The sequence below is a fragment of the Glycomyces tritici genome, from assembly GCF_030403505.1.
Genome location: NZ_JAUEMJ010000003.1, coordinates 78,021 through 92,874, shown reverse-complemented (window position 1 = coordinate 92,874; position 14,854 = coordinate 78,021). Strand labels below are relative to the sequence as shown.

At 71.7% G+C, this 14,854-nt stretch carries 14 protein-coding genes; 6 read left to right on the top strand and 8 right to left on the bottom strand.

All coding sequences use genetic code 11. The features are described from left to right. Positions 1-62: 62 nt before the first annotated feature. Complete coding sequence (locus tag QWI33_RS10915) at positions 63-902, top strand: class I SAM-dependent methyltransferase (protein WP_289955506.1); 840 nt, start codon at positions 63-65, stop codon at positions 900-902. Between the two features lie 50 nt (positions 903-952). Here QWI33_RS10915 and QWI33_RS10910 read toward each other — a convergent pair whose 3' ends face one another. Genes QWI33_RS10910 through QWI33_RS10900 form a run of 3 tightly spaced genes read right to left on the bottom strand, consistent with a single transcriptional unit; the run spans position 953 to position 3,507 of the window. Then, entirely contained in the window at positions 953-1,549 is a 597-nt protein-coding gene (locus QWI33_RS10910; protein ID WP_289955505.1) for a histidine phosphatase family protein, read from the bottom strand. Positions 1,550-1,585: 36 nt separating this feature from the next. Continuing rightward, positions 1,586-2,566, bottom strand: a complete 981-nt coding sequence (gene egtD / locus QWI33_RS10905) for an L-histidine N(alpha)-methyltransferase (RefSeq protein ID WP_289955503.1) — start codon at positions 2,564-2,566, stop codon at positions 1,586-1,588. Between the two features lie 53 nt (positions 2,567-2,619). Then, the gene (locus QWI33_RS10900; protein ID WP_289955646.1) at positions 2,620-3,507 is read right to left on the bottom strand and encodes a carbohydrate kinase family protein; all 888 of its coding nucleotides are present in this window, start codon (positions 3,505-3,507) and stop codon (positions 2,620-2,622) included. 234 nt (positions 3,508-3,741) lie between these two features. On the opposite strand from QWI33_RS10900, the gene QWI33_RS10895 reads away from it, so the two are divergent. Then, complete coding sequence (locus QWI33_RS10895) at positions 3,742-4,431, top strand: DUF4245 family protein (protein WP_289955501.1); 690 nt, start codon at positions 3,742-3,744, stop codon at positions 4,429-4,431. Between the two features lie 101 nt (positions 4,432-4,532). Here the strand turns inward: QWI33_RS10895 and QWI33_RS10890 are convergent, their stop codons facing one another. Together QWI33_RS10890 and xseA are read right to left on the bottom strand one after the other, a co-directional pair. After that, entirely contained in the window at positions 4,533-4,754 is a 222-nt protein-coding gene (locus tag QWI33_RS10890) for an exodeoxyribonuclease VII small subunit (protein WP_289955499.1), read from the bottom strand. Next, entirely contained in the window at positions 4,751-5,956 is a 1,206-nt protein-coding gene (xseA, locus tag QWI33_RS10885; RefSeq protein ID WP_353895398.1) for an exodeoxyribonuclease VII large subunit, read from the bottom strand. Before xseA ends, QWI33_RS10890 begins: the two co-directional genes overlap by 4 nt. A 188-nt stretch (positions 5,957-6,144) precedes the next feature. On the opposite strand from xseA, the gene QWI33_RS10880 reads away from it, so the two are divergent. Beyond that, positions 6,145-7,107 carry a 4-hydroxy-3-methylbut-2-enyl diphosphate reductase gene (locus QWI33_RS10880; RefSeq protein ID WP_289955496.1) on the top strand — a complete coding sequence of 321 codons (963 nt, stop codon included), beginning with the start codon at positions 6,145-6,147 and terminating at the stop codon, positions 7,105-7,107. Between the two features lie 137 nt (positions 7,108-7,244). Here the strand turns inward: QWI33_RS10880 and QWI33_RS10875 are convergent, their stop codons facing one another. Further along, positions 7,245-8,384 (bottom strand): DNA recombination protein RmuC, encoded by a 1,140-nt coding sequence (locus tag QWI33_RS10875; protein ID WP_289955493.1) that lies wholly within the window; start codon positions 8,382-8,384, stop codon positions 7,245-7,247. A 41-nt stretch (positions 8,385-8,425) separates the two neighbouring features. On the opposite strand from QWI33_RS10875, the gene QWI33_RS10870 reads away from it, so the two are divergent. The 3 genes from QWI33_RS10870 to QWI33_RS10860 all read left to right on the top strand — a co-directional run bounded on the left by QWI33_RS10870 (position 8,426) and on the right by QWI33_RS10860 (position 12,915). Further along, complete coding sequence (locus tag QWI33_RS10870) at positions 8,426-9,193, top strand: hypothetical protein (protein ID WP_289955492.1); 768 nt, start codon at positions 8,426-8,428, stop codon at positions 9,191-9,193. A gap of 265 nt (positions 9,194-9,458) precedes the next feature. Beyond that, positions 9,459-12,173 carry a S8 family serine peptidase gene (locus QWI33_RS10865; protein ID WP_289955490.1) on the top strand — a complete coding sequence of 905 codons (2,715 nt, stop codon included), beginning with the start codon at positions 9,459-9,461 and terminating at the stop codon, positions 12,171-12,173. 199 nt (positions 12,174-12,372) lie between these two features. After that, the gene (locus tag QWI33_RS10860; RefSeq protein WP_289955488.1) at positions 12,373-12,915 is read left to right on the top strand and encodes a hypothetical protein; all 543 of its coding nucleotides are present in this window, start codon (positions 12,373-12,375) and stop codon (positions 12,913-12,915) included. A gap of 18 nt (positions 12,916-12,933) precedes the next feature. Here QWI33_RS10860 and dgoD read toward each other — a convergent pair whose 3' ends face one another. Both dgoD and QWI33_RS10850 read right to left on the bottom strand, forming a co-directional pair. Next, positions 12,934-14,079 carry a galactonate dehydratase gene (dgoD, locus tag QWI33_RS10855; protein ID WP_289955486.1) on the bottom strand — a complete coding sequence of 382 codons (1,146 nt, stop codon included), beginning with the start codon at positions 14,077-14,079 and terminating at the stop codon, positions 12,934-12,936. Between the two features lie 28 nt (positions 14,080-14,107). Continuing rightward, positions 14,108-14,845, bottom strand: a complete 738-nt coding sequence (locus QWI33_RS10850; RefSeq protein ID WP_289955484.1) for an SDR family NAD(P)-dependent oxidoreductase — start codon at positions 14,843-14,845, stop codon at positions 14,108-14,110. Positions 14,846-14,854: the final 9 nt, after the last annotated feature.

Genomic DNA, 14,854 nt, shown 5'->3' with positions numbered 1-14,854 from the left:
AGCGCTGGCACTCTGCGGGCCGATCGGCGATGCTGCGTCGATGAGCAACGGGAGCCGCTCCGATGACCGCTGACGCCGCCGCATGGGAGTGGGACGAGACCCTCTTCGCCGGCAGCGCCGCCCACTACAGCGTCGGCCGGGTGCCCTACCCGACCGGCCTCGCCGACGCCGTGCGCGTCGCGCTCGGACTCGACGGCACCGGCCGACTCCTCGACGTCGGCTGCGGCCCAGGCTCGCTGACACTGCCGCTCGCCCCGCACTTCGCGTCCACTGTGGGCGTCGACCCGGACGCGGGCATGCTCGCCGAGGCCGCCCGGCGCGCCGAGGAGGCCGGACTCACCGGCATCGAATGGCGGCAACTGCGCGCCGAAGCGCTCCCCGACGACCTGGGCGTCTTCAAGGTCGCGGCGTTCGCGCAATCCTTCCACTGGATGGACCGCCCGCTCGTGGCCCGCCGCGTTCGCGCCATGCTCGAACCCGGCGGGTTCTGGATCCACGTGGGCGCCACCACGCACCGCGGTGCCGAGGTCGGTGCACTGCCCCATCCGGCGCCGCCATGGGACCGCATCGGCGAACTCGTCGCGGGCTACCTCGGGCCGGTCCGCCGCGCCGGGCAGGGCTTCCTGCCGGGCGGCACCGCGGGCGGCGAAGAGGACATCATGCGCGAAGCCGGGTACACCAAGGTCGCCCGCCTCCAGGTCGACGACGGCAGGGTCTTCGAACGCGACGTCGACTCCGTCGTCTCGGCGGTGTTCTCGCTGTCGAGCTCGGCGCCGCACCTGTTCGCGGAACGCCTGCCCGCCTTCGAGACCGAGCTGCGGGCGCTCTTGGCCGACGCGGCGCCGGACGGCCGGTTCTCCGAGCGCGAGGTGTCCACCGGCGTCGTCATCTGGCGGCCTTGACCGACCGTGGGGGAGAAGCGGTTCGAGCGTCCAGCGTCACCCGGGCGGTGTCACCGCTCGCCGGTCGCGGCCGCCGCCGTGAGGTTCCACAGCGTGATCGCGTGGTGCCCGTGCTCGTAGCCGAGGGCGGCGATCGAGGCGGTGTCGATCTTGAACTCGCGGCCGTCGCGGGCCGGCCGGCCGAGCCAGCGGGCCGCCGCGACGCGGAGGCTGTGGCCGTGGGCGATGAACGCGACGTCGCCGCGTTCGAGGAGCGGTTCGGCCTCGGCGAGGGCGCGGTCGAGGCGGGCGGCGACCTCCTCGGCCGTCTCACCGCCGGGGCCCTTGCCGCCGTCGGTCCAGAGCGACCAGTCGGGGTTCTCGGCCTCGATCTCCTCGCTGGTGCGCCCTTCGTAGTCGCCGTAGCCCCATTCGGCCAGGTCGGGGACGACGGCGCTGATCGCGAGGCCGGCCAGGTCGGCGGTGATGAGCGCCCGTTTGCGCGGGCTCGACCAGACCGCGGCGAACTCGCGTCCGGCGAGCAGCGGCGCGAGCGCTTTCGCCTGGGCCACACCGTTCTCGGTGAGCTCGAGGTCGGTGACGGACGTATGCCGGCCCGACGCGGACCAGGTGGTCTCGCCGTGGCGGATGAGCACGATCTCTCCCATGCCGACCACCTTAGTGCGGCCCGGCCCGGAAGGCCCCTAGATCGCGCGGGCGAGGAACACGCCCATGTACCCGTGCTCGTCGGTCCAGCAGCGGGTGGTCTCGAATCCGCTGGCCTGGAGCTGGTTCTGGAGTTCGCCTCGGTGGAACTTGGTGGAGATGCCGGTGTGGATCTCCTCGCCGATGCGGAAGGCGATGTCGATCGCGAGCGCCGCGATGTCCACCTTCATCGGCTTCATGGCGCGCAGGCGCATGTCGATGGTGGCGGTGTCGTTGTCCCACAACGCGATGTGCTCGAAGTTGTCGGGTTCGAAATCGGCGTCGAGGCGGTGGTTGAGGACGTACAGGACGTGCCGGTTGAACTCGGCGGTCACCCCGGCGGCGTCGTTGTAGGCCGCGAGGATCACGTCCGGGTCCTTCACGAGGTCGGCGCCGAGGAGGAACCAGTCGCCGGGGCGCAGGGACTCGCGCAGGTCGCTCAGGAACTGGCTGCGCTCCATGCCGGTGAAGTTCCCGAAGGTGCCGCCGAGGAACGCGACGAGCCGCATGTCGTGGTGGTCGGGCAGGTGCGCGAGGTGGCGGGTGAAGTCGCCGATGATGCCGCCGAGGCGGGCGTCGGGGTAGGCCGTGGCCAGTTCGAGGAGCACGTCCCGGACTTCGCCCTCGGCCACGTCGAAGGGCCAGAACGCGTCGAGCCTCCCGGCCGCCGCGAGGGCGCTGAGGAGCGGCCGGATCTTCTCGGCCCTGCCCGCGCCGAGCTCGATCACGGAGACCGGTTCGGTGCCGAGCGCTTCCGCGATCTCGGCGGCCCGGTCGTGGAGGACCGCCCGCTCGCTGCGCGTCTGGTAGTACTCGGGCTGGCGGGTGAGCTCGGCGAAGAGCGTCGAACCGCGGCCGTCGTAGTGCAGGCGCATGGGCAGGTGCTTGGGGTGCGCGGTCAGGCCCCGCCGGACGTCGCTCTGCAGCGACGCGTCGAGGTCGGACACGTCGAGGCAGATACGCAGTTCAGGAGCAGGCACACCACGATCTTATGTCGACTCGGGGCGTGTTTCGCCTCAGTGGGCGCCTGGTGTCACGGCGCGCCGGGGACGGTGCAGGCCTGGGCGGCGACCTGGGCCGCGTAGCGCAGGGCCGCGGTGACCACGGCCTGGTTGCCCCAGGCGGGGAGCCGGTCGAGGCGCATCCAGCCCGCCGAGGTGAGCCAGCCGATGAGGCCCGAGGTGAACGCGTCGCCCGCGCCGATGGAGTCCACGAGGTCGACCGGCGGGGCCGTCATCTCGGTGGTGTGGTTGCGGTGGAACGCCACCGAGCCGGCGTTGCCGAGGGTGACGACCACGAGTTCGGGGCCCGTTTCGAGCCATCTGCGGGCGATCTGGTCGACGGCGGTGCCCGGGTAGAGCTGGGCGAGGTCGCGTTCGGAGACGCGCACGAGGGTGGCGAGGCCGACCAGGCGCTCGGTGCGTTCGAGGACTTCGGCGTGGTCGCCCATGGCGCTGAGGCGGATGTTCGGGTCGAAGGAGACGGGGACGGCGCGGCGGGCGCGGTTCACCCAGTGCTCGATGGTGCGGGCGGTGGGCTCGAGGTAGGCGGCGAGGGAGCCGAAGTGGATGAGGTCGACCTGGGCGGGGTCGGCTTTGGGGAGGGGGCGGGTGTCCGAGGTGAAGTCGGCGGTGCCGGTCGTCCAGTAGTCGTAGTCGGCGGTGCCGTCCTCGTGCACGATCGCGAGGCCGAGGGTGGAGGGGAGGTCGGTGCGCAGCAGCCAGTTGCGGTGGACGCCCGCGGCGATGTGGCGGCGCCAGACCTGGCGGCCGAAGTGGTCGCCGCCCACGGCGCCGACGAGTGCGGTCGGGATGCCGCGCCGGGCGAGTGCGACGGCGGTGTTCGCGGGCCCGCCGCCGCAGGTGGGGCGCAGTCGGCCGCCGGGGGCCGGTACGAGGTCGATGATGTTCTCGCCTGCCACGAGGATCAAAGGGGGCTCCTTCCGTCGGTTGCGGGTGCCGCTGCGGAGAGGGTATTGCAGGTGCCGGACGGCCCGGAAGTCGGATTCGCGTCACGATGGGCGGGCGCGTCCCGGTTGCAGCGGCTGGAGGGCGTTCGGCCGGTCTCGTGCGCCGGGTTTCGGGTGCGGGCTTCGTGCGCCACGCCGGGGCGGGCCGGTGCGGCGGGCGGCGGGGCGGTCGTTCAGGATGGAGGCATGTCCACCGAAGAGGTCAAGGTCGAAGCCGAGGTCGCTGGAGGCGCGGTCCAAGGCGGCACCGGTGCTGCCGAAGAGAGCGCTGGCGGAGGCGGCGCCGTCGACGGCGCGGCTCCGGGTGGTGCGGAGCGCGGCGCGGCCGCCGATGAGGCCGTCGCGAACGCCGACGCGGCCAAGTCGGCGCGCCCGAAGCAGCGGCGGATGCGCGACATGGCGATGTCGATGGCGGTGCTGCTGGTGCCGATCGGCCTGTTCTACGTCGGCTGGCAGTGGCTGGCCGAGGACCGGCAGGTCAGCGTGGTCGACACGAGCGCGAACTACTCCACCGCGGCGAGCCTGGGCCTGGCGGTGATCGAACCGGAGCTCAGCGGCGAGTGGAAGGCGATCTCGAGCGACCTCGCGGTCGAGGGCGAGACCGTCACGCTCCGGACCGGCTACTACTCGCCGGAGGGCAACGGCCTCCAGCTCTCGGAGACCAACGGCACGGCCGCCGACGTGAACGAGGACCTCCAGGGCGCCGGCACCCCGGTCGAAGCGGCCGGGATCGCATGGGCCTCCTACACGTCGGACATCGGCGAGACCTGGGTGGCCGAGATCGGCGGCGAGACCATCGTGCTGAGCGCCGAAACCGACGGTGCCGGCGACCTCCCTGAACTCGCGGCAGGCGTGGCCGAAGCCGCGGGCGCTTAGCGAAGCGTTACGCCCGCGGCCGAGCCACACCCCCATGCCGGCATGGAACCGGGGAACCCAAGGGGTGGCCCGATGTGCAGGCTGATGCCGAAAACGCGGCGTTAGTCCTCGTCGTTTGCTTCCGGTTCCGTGCGGGCCTTCAGGCGCTCCCTCGCGCCCTCCAGGTGCGACTGGCACAGGTCGGCCAGCTTCTCGCCCCGCTCCCACAGCGCCAGCGACTCCTCCAGCGTGGCACCGCCCGCCTCCAGCCGCTCGACCGTGGCCACCAGCTCCGCCCGGGCCTCTTCGTAACTCAACACCGTCTTCGACTGCTCAGTGCTCACTGCTCGTCCTCCCTCGTGTGCACGACTGCGGCCCGCAGCGATCCCGCCGCCAGCCGCACTTCGATCGCTTCGCCCGCATCGGCCGCCTCCCGCAGCACCGCACCGGTCTCGGTGTCCGTGACGATCGCGTAGCCCCGGTCGAGCGTCGACTGCGGCGACAGCGACCGCAGCCGCGCCCGCAGGTGCTCCAACTCGTCCGTCGACCGCTCGAGCCGCGAGTCCACGCGGGCGCGCATGCGGTGCTGGAGATTCGCGACCACCTCGCCGCGCGCTTCCAGCATCGTCTCGGGCCGCGCCAGGACCGGGCGGGCGCGCATCGCCGCGAGGCCGTCCGCCTCGCGGGTCAGCATCGCGCCCAGCGCCTGGCGCAGCCGGGTGCGGCTGATGTTCAGGCCGCGCTGCTCCTCCGCGAGGTCAGGGACCACTTTCTTCCCGGCCTCGGTGGGGGTCGAGGCCCGCCAGTCGGCCACGTAGTCGAGGATCGGCGTGTCCGGTTCGTGCCCGATCGCCGAGACCACGGGCGTCACCGCTTCGGCGACCGCGCGGCACAGCGTCTCGTCGGAGAACGGCAGCAGATCCTCCATCGAGCCGCCGCCGCGGGCGATCACGATGACCTCCACGTCAGGGTCCCGGTCGAGTTCGGCCAGCGCCGCGCACACCTCCGTGACCGCGCGAGGCCCCTGGACGGCGACCTCGCGGACCTCGAAATCGGCGGACGGCAGGCGGGCCTTGGCGTTCTTCAGCACGTCGCGCATCGCGTCCGACGCGCGGCCGGTGATGAGGCCGATCCGATACGGCAGGAAGGGAAGCGGCTTCTTGCGCTCGGCCGCGAACAGGCCCTCGGCGGCGAGCAGCTTCTTGAGGCGTTCGAGGCGGGCGAGGAGCTCGCCGAGGCCGACCTGGCGGATCTCGCGCACATGCAGCGAGAGCGAGCCGTTCTTGTCCCACCACTGGGCCTGGGCGCGGATGACGACCTGCGCGCCGTCCCGCAGCGGCGGCTCGCAGGCGGCGACGGCGCCGGTGAAGTCGACGACCCGCATCGAGACCTCGGCGGAGGGGTCGCGCAAGGTCAGGTAGACGGTGCGGCCCCGGTGGCTGATCTCGGTGATCTGGCCCTCGGTCCACACCTCGCCGAGGCGGGCGAGCCAGTCGCCGATCTTCTTCGAGACGACCCGCAGCGGCCACGGGTTCTCAGCGCTCATCGGCACGCCCGGGCCCGTCGCGGCCGGTTTCGCCGCGCCCGGACCGGCGGACCTGGCCGCGGCTCCCGGCTGCTCCGGGGTGCCGGGTCGTTCCGAGGTGCTGTCGGTGGCGCTGCTCGCTGCGTCGGTCACGTGGCCAGACTAACTGCAGGGTGTGACGAAACCGGGCGGCCGGATACCATCGAGGCGTGGCAGACCCGAAGCGAGTGTTGTTGGCCAAGCCGCGCGGGTACTGCGCGGGCGTGGACCGGGCCGTGGTGACCGTCGAGAAGGCGCTGGAGCTCTACGGCGCTCCCGTCTACGTGCGCAAGGAGATCGTGCACAACCGGCATGTGGTGGAGACCCTCGCCGGCAAGGGCGCGGTGTTCGTGGAGGAGAACGAGGAGGTGCCGCCGGGCTCGGTGGTGGTCTTCTCGGCGCACGGCGTGGCGCCCGAGGTCCACGACCAGGCGGCCGAGCGCGGCCTGAAGGCGATCGACGCGACCTGCCCGCTGGTGACGAAGGTGCACAAGGAGGCCGTGCGGTACGCCGAGGAGGACTTCGACATCCTGCTCATCGGCCACGAGGGCCATGAAGAGGTCATCGGGACCTCCGGCGAGGCGCCCGACCACATCCAGCTCGTGGACGGCCCCGACTCGGTCGACCAGGTCACCGTGCGCGACCCCGCGAAGGTCGTGTGGCTCTCGCAGACGACGCTCTCGGTCGACGAGACCATGGAGACGGTCGACCGCCTCAAGAAGCGCCTGCCGATGCTCCAGAGCCCGCCGAGCGACGACATCTGCTACGCGACCCAGAACCGCCAGCAGGTCGTCAAGGACATCGCGGACGAATGCGACGTGATGCTCGTGGTCGGCTCGAAGAACTCCTCGAACTCGGTGCGGCTGGTCGAGGTCGCGGTGCAGCACGGCGCGACGACCGGGCACCTGATCGACTTCGCGCACGAGATCGACGAGGCCTGGCTCGAAGGAGCGTCCACTGTGGGCCTCTCCTCGGGGGCCTCGGTGCCGGACAACCTGGTGCAGGACGTACTCGCGCACCTGGCCGAACGCGGCTTCACGAATGTGGAGGAGTTCGAGCCGGTGACCGAGAAGATCGCCTTCTCCCTCCCGCGCGAACTCGCCAAGGACCTCAAGGCCGCCGGCCGCCTCTGAACGCCGACGACCCCTTTCGGGTGACACATTCGTTAACGACGGTAAGAACGGCGGGTTCTTGTCGGACCCGCGCGGCAGACTTGAACCGGGGTCGCCCCCCTGGGAGGGCGGGGGACTGCCCGCCTCCGTGAACGGCACTAAGGGCGCACGTCCTCAGCCGCATCCCAAGTCGGCTTGCGCGTCGGCGTGATCACCGGCGCCGGCGACTCCGGCGCCTCGCCCGCGACCTCCAGCTCGGTGAACCGCCGCGCCGTCACCAGCAGCCGCGACTCCACACTCGCCACCGCCGCGTTGTACGACCCCACCGCCGCCTCCAGCGACGACCCCAGCCGCGAGAAATGCCCCGCCACCGCACCGAGCCGCTCATGCAACTCCCGCCCCAGCTTGTGCACCTCCTTGGCGTGCAACGCCAGCGCCTCCTGCCGCCACGTGTGCGCCACCGTCCGCAGCAGCGCCATCAGCGTCGTCGGCGACGCGATCACCACACCCCGCGCGAACGAGTCCTCCAGCAGCGCCGGATCGCCCCGCAGCGCCGCGTCCAAGAACGCATCCGCCGGCACGAACAGCACCACCATCTCCGGCGTGTCCTCGAACGCCCGCCAGTACTCCTTGCCCGCCAACGACTCCACATGCCGCCGCAGATGCTTCGCGTGCATCCGCAGCAACTGGTCCCGCCCCGCCTCGTCCTCCGACTCCAGCGCCTGCAGATACGACTGGAGCGGCGCCTTCGCATCCACCACCAGGGTCCGCCCGCCCGACAACCGCACCACCAGGTCAGGCCGCACCCCGCGCCCGTCCACCACACCCGAAAGCTGCTCGGAGAAGTCGCAGTGCTCGACCATCCCCGCCGCCTCCACGATCCGCCGCAATTGCACTTCGCCCCACTGGCCGCGCACCTGCGGCGACCGCAGCGCCCCCAGCAGCCGCCCCGTCTGCTCCCGCAGATCCTCCGAGGTCTCCGCGACCCCCGAGAGCTGAATCCGCAACTGCGCGTACGCGTCCACCCGAGCCCGCTCCACATCGCCGAGCCGCGTCTCGTACCGCGCCAACGTCTCCGCGATCGGCGCCAGCACCTGCCCCACCGCCTGCCGCGAGTGGTCCGTCGCCTCGTACGCGACCGCCTTCAACGTCGACTCGAGCCGCTGCTCGTTGTCCGCCGCCGCCTCCAGCCGCGCCGTCGCCGCCGCCAACTCCGCGCTCTGGCGCGACCGCCCCGCGAACCAGCCGCCGAAACCGCCCGCCGCCAGGCACACCACCGCCAATAGGACCCACGTCATACGGGCCAGTCTAGGGTGGTGACCACGGGTACAGTCGGTACATGGAGCTGTGGTTGACCCTGCTGGTAGTTGCGGTACTCGTCATCTTCTTCGTGGTGCAATCCAACAAGAAGCGAGCGCAAGCCGAACTCGCGGACGCCGAGGCCGAGGCCCGGCGCCTCTACGAGCGCCTCGGCGGCCAGACCATGAACCTCGTCGCCCCAGGCGACAACCTCCCCGCGGGCCAGGCCCTCGCCGACGCCGGCGAGCGCTACACCGCCGCGGGCTCCCAGCTCGAATCGGCGCGCACCATCAACCAGTACCGGCTCGTCGCCGAGACCTCAATCGAAGGCCTGCTCTACGTGCGGGCCGCCCGCACCGCGATGGACATGGACCCCGGCCCCGAAGTCCCCACCCTCGTCGGCAAACGCCGCACCGGCGCACTCACCGAACCGGTCAGCGCCGAGGTCGAGGGCCGCACCTACTCCGGCTCGCCCGACCCCAGCGACGAGAACCGCCACTACTACCCGGGCGGCCGCGTCGAAGGCCGCCCCGTGCCCGCGGGCTGGTACAACACCCCGTGGTGGCAGCCGGCGCTGGCGGGCGCGGCGGGCGTGTTCGTCGGCATGATGGTCTTCGACGCGATGATCGCCCCCGCTTACGCGATGGGCGCGGTCGAAGGCGCCGACAGCGGCGATTCGGGTGGCGACGGCGGTGACGCCGGTTCTGACGGCGGGGACGCGGGCGGCGATGCCGGTGGCGACGCCGGCGGCGGTGGCGACTTCGGTGGCGGTGACTTCGGCGGCGGAGGCGACTTCGGCGGGTTCTAGTACGCGCTGACCTGGCTTCACCGGCCCCGGACCGCACGATGGTCCGGGGCTTTTCCTTGCCCTGAAACCAGAGTCGCCAAGAATTTCCAGTGCCTAAAACGTGACGCATGCAACCGTCCCGGTCCTTCAGGGCGTACCGAATTTGGGGTCGCCAATGTGGAGCTACCCCAGCGAACCTGTCCATAGTCACCAAATTCCTGCCTCTCGGAGACCACCCCCGGTCTCGCGGCCGGCACCGCGAGGCCACCCCCAGCAAGGAGAGTTCGTGACAGTTGCACAGCGGCGTTCACGCCGCATTCTCGCCGCCGCCTTCGCCGGCGCGCTCGTCCCGGCCGCGGTCGCCACCGGCGCCGCCGCCCAGGAATCGGAGACCGAGATCCTCATCGAGGAGAAGGTCGCCCCCGAACTGCTCGAGGAGATCGACGACCAGGGCGACGCGGAGCTGTGGCTCCTCTTCGCCGGATCGCCCGACTACAGCACCGCGCTCGCCGCGGACACCAAGGAGGCCAAGGGCGCCGCGGCGGTCGAGGCCGCCAAGGAGTACGCCGAGACTTCGCAGGCGGGCGTGATCGCCGCGCTCGACGAGGCCGGCGCCGACTACGAATCCTATTGGGGCGCTTCCACGGTGAAGGTCGTCGGCGACGCCGGCCTGCTCGCCGACCTGGTCGCGTTCGACGAGGTCGAGGCGGTCGTGGCCGCGCCCGACTACTCGATGATCGAGCCGATCGCCCCCGACGACAAGCCCGAGAACGACTTCCAGACCTGGGACGCGGTCAAGGAGGCCGCCGTCGAATGGGGCGTCGAGGACGTGGGCGCGCCCGACGTGTGGGAGCAGGGCTTCACCGGCGAGGGCATCGTCGTGGCCAGCATCGACTCCGGCGTCCAGTACGACCACCCGGCGCTCGTGGACCAGTACCGCGGCAACAACGGCGACGGGACTTTCACGCACGACTACAACTTCTACGACATCCAGGACGTCTGCGAGGGCGACGCGCCCTGCGACGACGACGGCCACGGCACCCACACGATGGGCACCATGGTCGGGTCCGAGGGCATCGGCGTCGCCCCCGGTGCGGAGTGGATCGCCGTCAACGGCTGCTGCCCCGACATCGAGACGCTGATCCTGGCCGGGCAGTGGCTCGCCGCGCCCACCGACTCGGAGGGCCGCAACCCCGACCCGCTGAAGGCCCCGCACGTGGTCAACAACTCGTGGGGCTCGACCATCCCGGGCTACGACCCGATCTACGCCGAGGTCGTGGACCTGTGGCACGCCTCGGGCATCATCCCGGTGTTCGCGGCGGGCAACAACGGCCCGGCGTGCCTGACGATGAGCACCCCCGGCGTGTACGAGAACGTGATCGCCGTGGGCGCTTACGACGAGAACCACGAGATCGCCGAGTTCTCCTCGCGCGGCCACGGGTTGAACGGCGTGCTGAAGCCCGACCTCTCGGCCCCGGGCGTGGGCATCCGCTCCTCGCTCCCGGGCGACGAGTACGGGCTCGGCGACGGGACCTCGATGGCCACACCGCATGTGGTGGGCACGATCGCGCTGCTCATGTCGGCCTCGCCGTCGCTGGAAGGCGATTACGAGGCGGTCTACGAGACGCTCACGGGCACCGCCGTCGACACCGCGGACGACCAGTGCACGGGCGACAAGGAGGCCAACAACGTCTACGGGCACGGCCGTGTGAACGTCGAGGACGCCGTGGACGAGGCCCCCGCGGGCAAGTTCGGGTCGCTCTCGGGCCAGGTCACCGACCAGGACGGCGAGCCCGTCGCGGGCGTCCGCCTCGTGTTCGAGGGCGCGGTGGTCCGCGAGGCCGCCACGAACGCCGACGGCGTCTACGACTTCGCGCGCATCCCGGCCGGGCGCTACCACGTGACGGTCTCGAAGTTCCTGTACGGCACCGTCACCGGCTCCGTGCGCATCAAGAACAACGGCGAGGCCGTCTTCGACGCCGAACTGCAGAAGGAGGCGACGCAGGTCGTCGAGGGCACCGTGGTCGACGGCGGCGGGCACGGGTGGGCGCTCGACGCCACCGTGTCGACCGCGGGCGACGAGGTGGTCGCCCAGACCGACCCGTTCACCGGCGCGTTCAGCATGGAGGTCCCGGCCGAGGGCGACTGGCCGCTCACCGTCGAGACCGCCTACCCCGGTTACGAAGTGGTCCAAGTGGATCCGGCGGACGCGGGCCTGGTCGAGGTGCCGGTCCTGCCCGGGTGCCTCGCCCCCGGCTACGGGTCCGACGTGCTCGACGAGGGCTTCGAGTCGCGGGCGCTGCCTGCGGGCTGGGAGGTCGTGGACCGCGGCGAGACCGCCGGCTGGGTCTTCGACGACCCGTTCGGGTACGGCAACCGGACGCCGGGCTCGGGCGGCTTCGCGGAGGCGAACTCCGATGCGGCCGACCCGGACCACCAGGTCGACACCGACCTCATCACCCCGGCGTTCGACCTGAGCGCCGCCGAGGACCCGACCCTGTCGTTCGCGAGCTTCTTCGTGGACGGCCTGATCGGCTCCGAAGCGGAAGTGCTGCTCTCCGTGGACGGCGGCGCGACCTGGGAGCAGATCTGGTACTCCAATGAGGACCTGGAGGCCACGGTCGAGTCCGTCGACCTCGCCGCCTGGGCCGACCAGACCGCCGTGCAGCTGAAGTTCCACTTCAACGACAACGACACGTGGGCCTACTGGTGGATGGTCGACAACGTCCGCATCGGCTGCGGCGAACTCGAAGGCGGCCTCGTGCGCGGCACCGTCACCGACGCGGCCACGGGCGACCCGATCGAGGGCGCGGTCGTCACCGACCCCGCCACCGGCCGGGCCGCCACCACCGAAGCGGACGGCTCCTACGTCCTCTTCACCGACGCCGGCCCGGCGAGTCTCGAAGCGGGCCTTGAAGGCTGGACCACCGGCACCGCCGAGGCCGAAGTGGAGGCCGACGCCGTAGTCGCCGCCGACTTCGCACTGGAGGCCGACGCCTGACCTGGCTGAAAGCCGAGGGGCTCGCGCCGCACGGCGGCGCGAGCCCCTTCGTGTGCGGTGGGGTGCCTGCCCTCGACGATGCACGCCGCGGTCCCGGCGAGCGCCGCACCGTTTCGACTGGCCGGATCCGGCTATCGTGGGCCGCGCGAAACCCCTTGCCCCCGAGCGCAAGGGACGGCCGAGCCAGTGAGGAGCCCAGATGCGGTACCGGGATTTCATCGTCGGACGGGACCTGGTCCCCCTGCTCACCGCGACGTACGACGGCGAGCGGTTCGTCGTCTACGGCGCGGCGGACCAGCCTCGCAGCGCCGCCTTCGCGGTGCCCGGCCGCCCCGGCGTGCCGAAGCGGACGGGGGAGGAGGGCGGCAAGCCGCGGGTCGGCATGGTCGTCGCCAGCGCCGACCCGGCCGGCACGGCGGTCCGGATCGCCGACTTCCTGGCCGGTGAGGCCGGCGGGTACCTCCTCACCGACCGCCGCTTCACCGCTTTCCGGCTCGTCCCGGCGGATCCGAGCCTGAAGAAGCCCACGTTCGGGGACGGCCTGGTCGATCTGGGCCGCTTCCTGACGAAGAAGGAGGAGCTGCCGGTCTACCCGATGGCCTGCGAGCCGGTCGTGGAGTTCCCCGCGCAGCACGCCTCCTATCAAGGCGTGCAACGGGAGCAGCCGCACAACTGCCGCAAGGCCGACTACCACCGGATCGCCTTCGCCGACGGTTCGGTGCTCGGCCTGCTGGCGAGCTGACCGGTACCGCTCAGCCGATCACCACTCTGCGAAGGAGCCGTCCTTCAGGCGCCAGATCTCGTTGCGCCAGCGGTGGGGGTCCTCGGCGGCCTTGCGGACCGCCGCCTCGTCGACGTCGATGCCCAGGCCGGGGCCGGTCGGGCGCGCGACGTGCCCGTCGGTGAACGCGAAGACCGCCGGGTCGACCAGGTAGTCGAGCAGGTCGTTGCCCGCGTTGTAGTGGATGCCGAGGCTCTGCTCCTGGATCAGGAAGTTCGGGGACGCGAAGTCGACCTGGAGGCTCGCGGCGAGCGCGATCGGCCCCAGCGGGCAGTGCGGGGCCAAGGCCACGTCGTACGCCTCGGCCATGGCGGCGATGCGGCGCACCTCGGAGATGCCGCCCGCGTGCGAGAGGTCCGGCTGCGCGACCGCGATGCCCGTGCTGAGCACGTCGCGGTAGTCCCAGCGCGAGTACAGGCGCTCGCCGGTGGCGATCGGGATCGAGGTGCTCGCGGTGATCCGGGCGAGGTCGCGCGAGAACTCCGGCAGCACCGTCTCCTCGACGAACAGCGGGAACAGCGGTTCGAGGAGGGGCAGGACGCGGCGGGCCATCGCGGTGGAGAAGCGGCCGTGGAAGTCGATCGCGAAGTCCATCTCGTCGCCGACGGCGGCGCGCAGCTCGGTGAACTGGTCGACGATCCGGTGGACCTGCGCGGCGGTCTCGATGCGGCCGAGCTGGGCCGCGGCGTTGCACTTGACGGCGTCGAAGCCGTTCGCCTTGGCGCGCAGGGCGTCGTCGGCGAGGGCTTCGGCGGAGTCGCCGCCGATCCACGTGTAGACGCGGGCCTTGTCGCGCACCGCGCCGCCGAGCAGCTCGTACACCGGGACGCCCAGGGACTTGCCCTTGAGGTCCCACAGGGCCTGGTCGATCCCGGCGACGGCGCTGGAGAGCACGGGCCCGCCCCGGTAGAAGCCGCCCTTGGTCATGACCTGCCAGTGGTCCTCGATGCGGGAGGCGTCGGCGCCGATCAGCCGGTCGGCGAGCGCTTCGACGACGCTCGCGACCGCTTCGGCGCGGCCCTCGACGATCGGCTCGCCCCAGCCGACCAGGCCGTCGTCGGTCTCGACGCGCACGAAGAGCCACCGGGGCCGGACGAAGAAGGTCTCGATTCTGGCGATGTTCAAGGGAGCCTCTATCTCTTGTGGAGGTGGGTCAGCGGTGCCGGATGAGCCAGCCGCCGTCGACGGGCAGTTCGGCGCCGGTGATGAAGCCGGCCTCGTCGGAGGCGAGGAAGGCGATGGCGGCGGCGACTTCTTCGGCGCCGCCCATGCGCCCCAGGAGGGTCCGTCCGGTCTCGTCGGCGATGCCTTCGGCCGGGACGGGGTCCCACTGGGGCGTGAGGATGGGGCCGGGCACGACGGTGTTGACGCGCACGGCGGGGGCGTACTCGATGGCGAGCTGCCGCGCGAGCGCGCTGACGCCGCCTTTCGCGGCGGCGTAGGCGGCGAATCCGGGGAAGGACGCGTGGGCGTGCACGGAGGAGACGGCGACGACCGCGCCGCCGGCCTCGGGCAGGAGCGGTGCGAGGGCTTTGACGCCGAGGTACAGGGCTTTGAGGGTCACGTCGAGGACCCGGTCCCAGTCGTCCTCGCCGAGTTCGTGCGCCGCACCGAAGCGGATCGCGTACGCGTTGGAGACGAGCACGTCGACGTTCCCCTGGGCGCCTTCGATCTGGGCGGCGAGCGCCGCCCAGTCGGCGGCCCGCGCCACGTCGCATTGGACGAAGTGGACGTTCGGGCCGAGGTCGGCGGCGGTCTGCTCGCCCTGCTCGCGGTCGATGTCGGCGAGGTACACGACCGCGCCCTCGCTCGCGAGGCGCTGCGCGGTGGCCGCCCCGATGCCTTTGGCGCCGCCGGTGACGACGGCGGTCTTGCCCTCGAATCGATGCATGCGGCCGAC

Coding starts and splice junctions, on each gene's coding strand:
- QWI33_RS10915 (WP_289955506.1), top strand. CDS start 63: ATGACCGCTGACGCCGCCGCATGGGAGTGGGACGAGACCCTCTTCGCC.
- QWI33_RS10910 (WP_289955505.1), bottom strand. CDS start 1,549: ATGGGAGAGATCGTGCTCATCCGCCACGGCGAGACCACCTGGTCCGCG.
- QWI33_RS10895 (WP_289955501.1), top strand. CDS start 3,742: ATGTCCACCGAAGAGGTCAAGGTCGAAGCCGAGGTCGCTGGAGGCGCG.
- xseA (WP_353895398.1), bottom strand. CDS start 5,956: ATGAGCGCTGAGAACCCGTGGCCGCTGCGGGTCGTCTCGAAGAAGATC.
- QWI33_RS10875 (WP_289955493.1), bottom strand. CDS start 8,384: ATGACGTGGGTCCTATTGGCGGTGGTGTGCCTGGCGGCGGGCGGTTTC.
- QWI33_RS10870 (WP_289955492.1), top strand. CDS start 8,426: ATGGAGCTGTGGTTGACCCTGCTGGTAGTTGCGGTACTCGTCATCTTC.
- QWI33_RS10860 (WP_289955488.1), top strand. CDS start 12,373: ATGCGGTACCGGGATTTCATCGTCGGACGGGACCTGGTCCCCCTGCTC.
- QWI33_RS10850 (WP_289955484.1), bottom strand. CDS start 14,845: ATGCATCGATTCGAGGGCAAGACCGCCGTCGTCACCGGCGGCGCCAAA.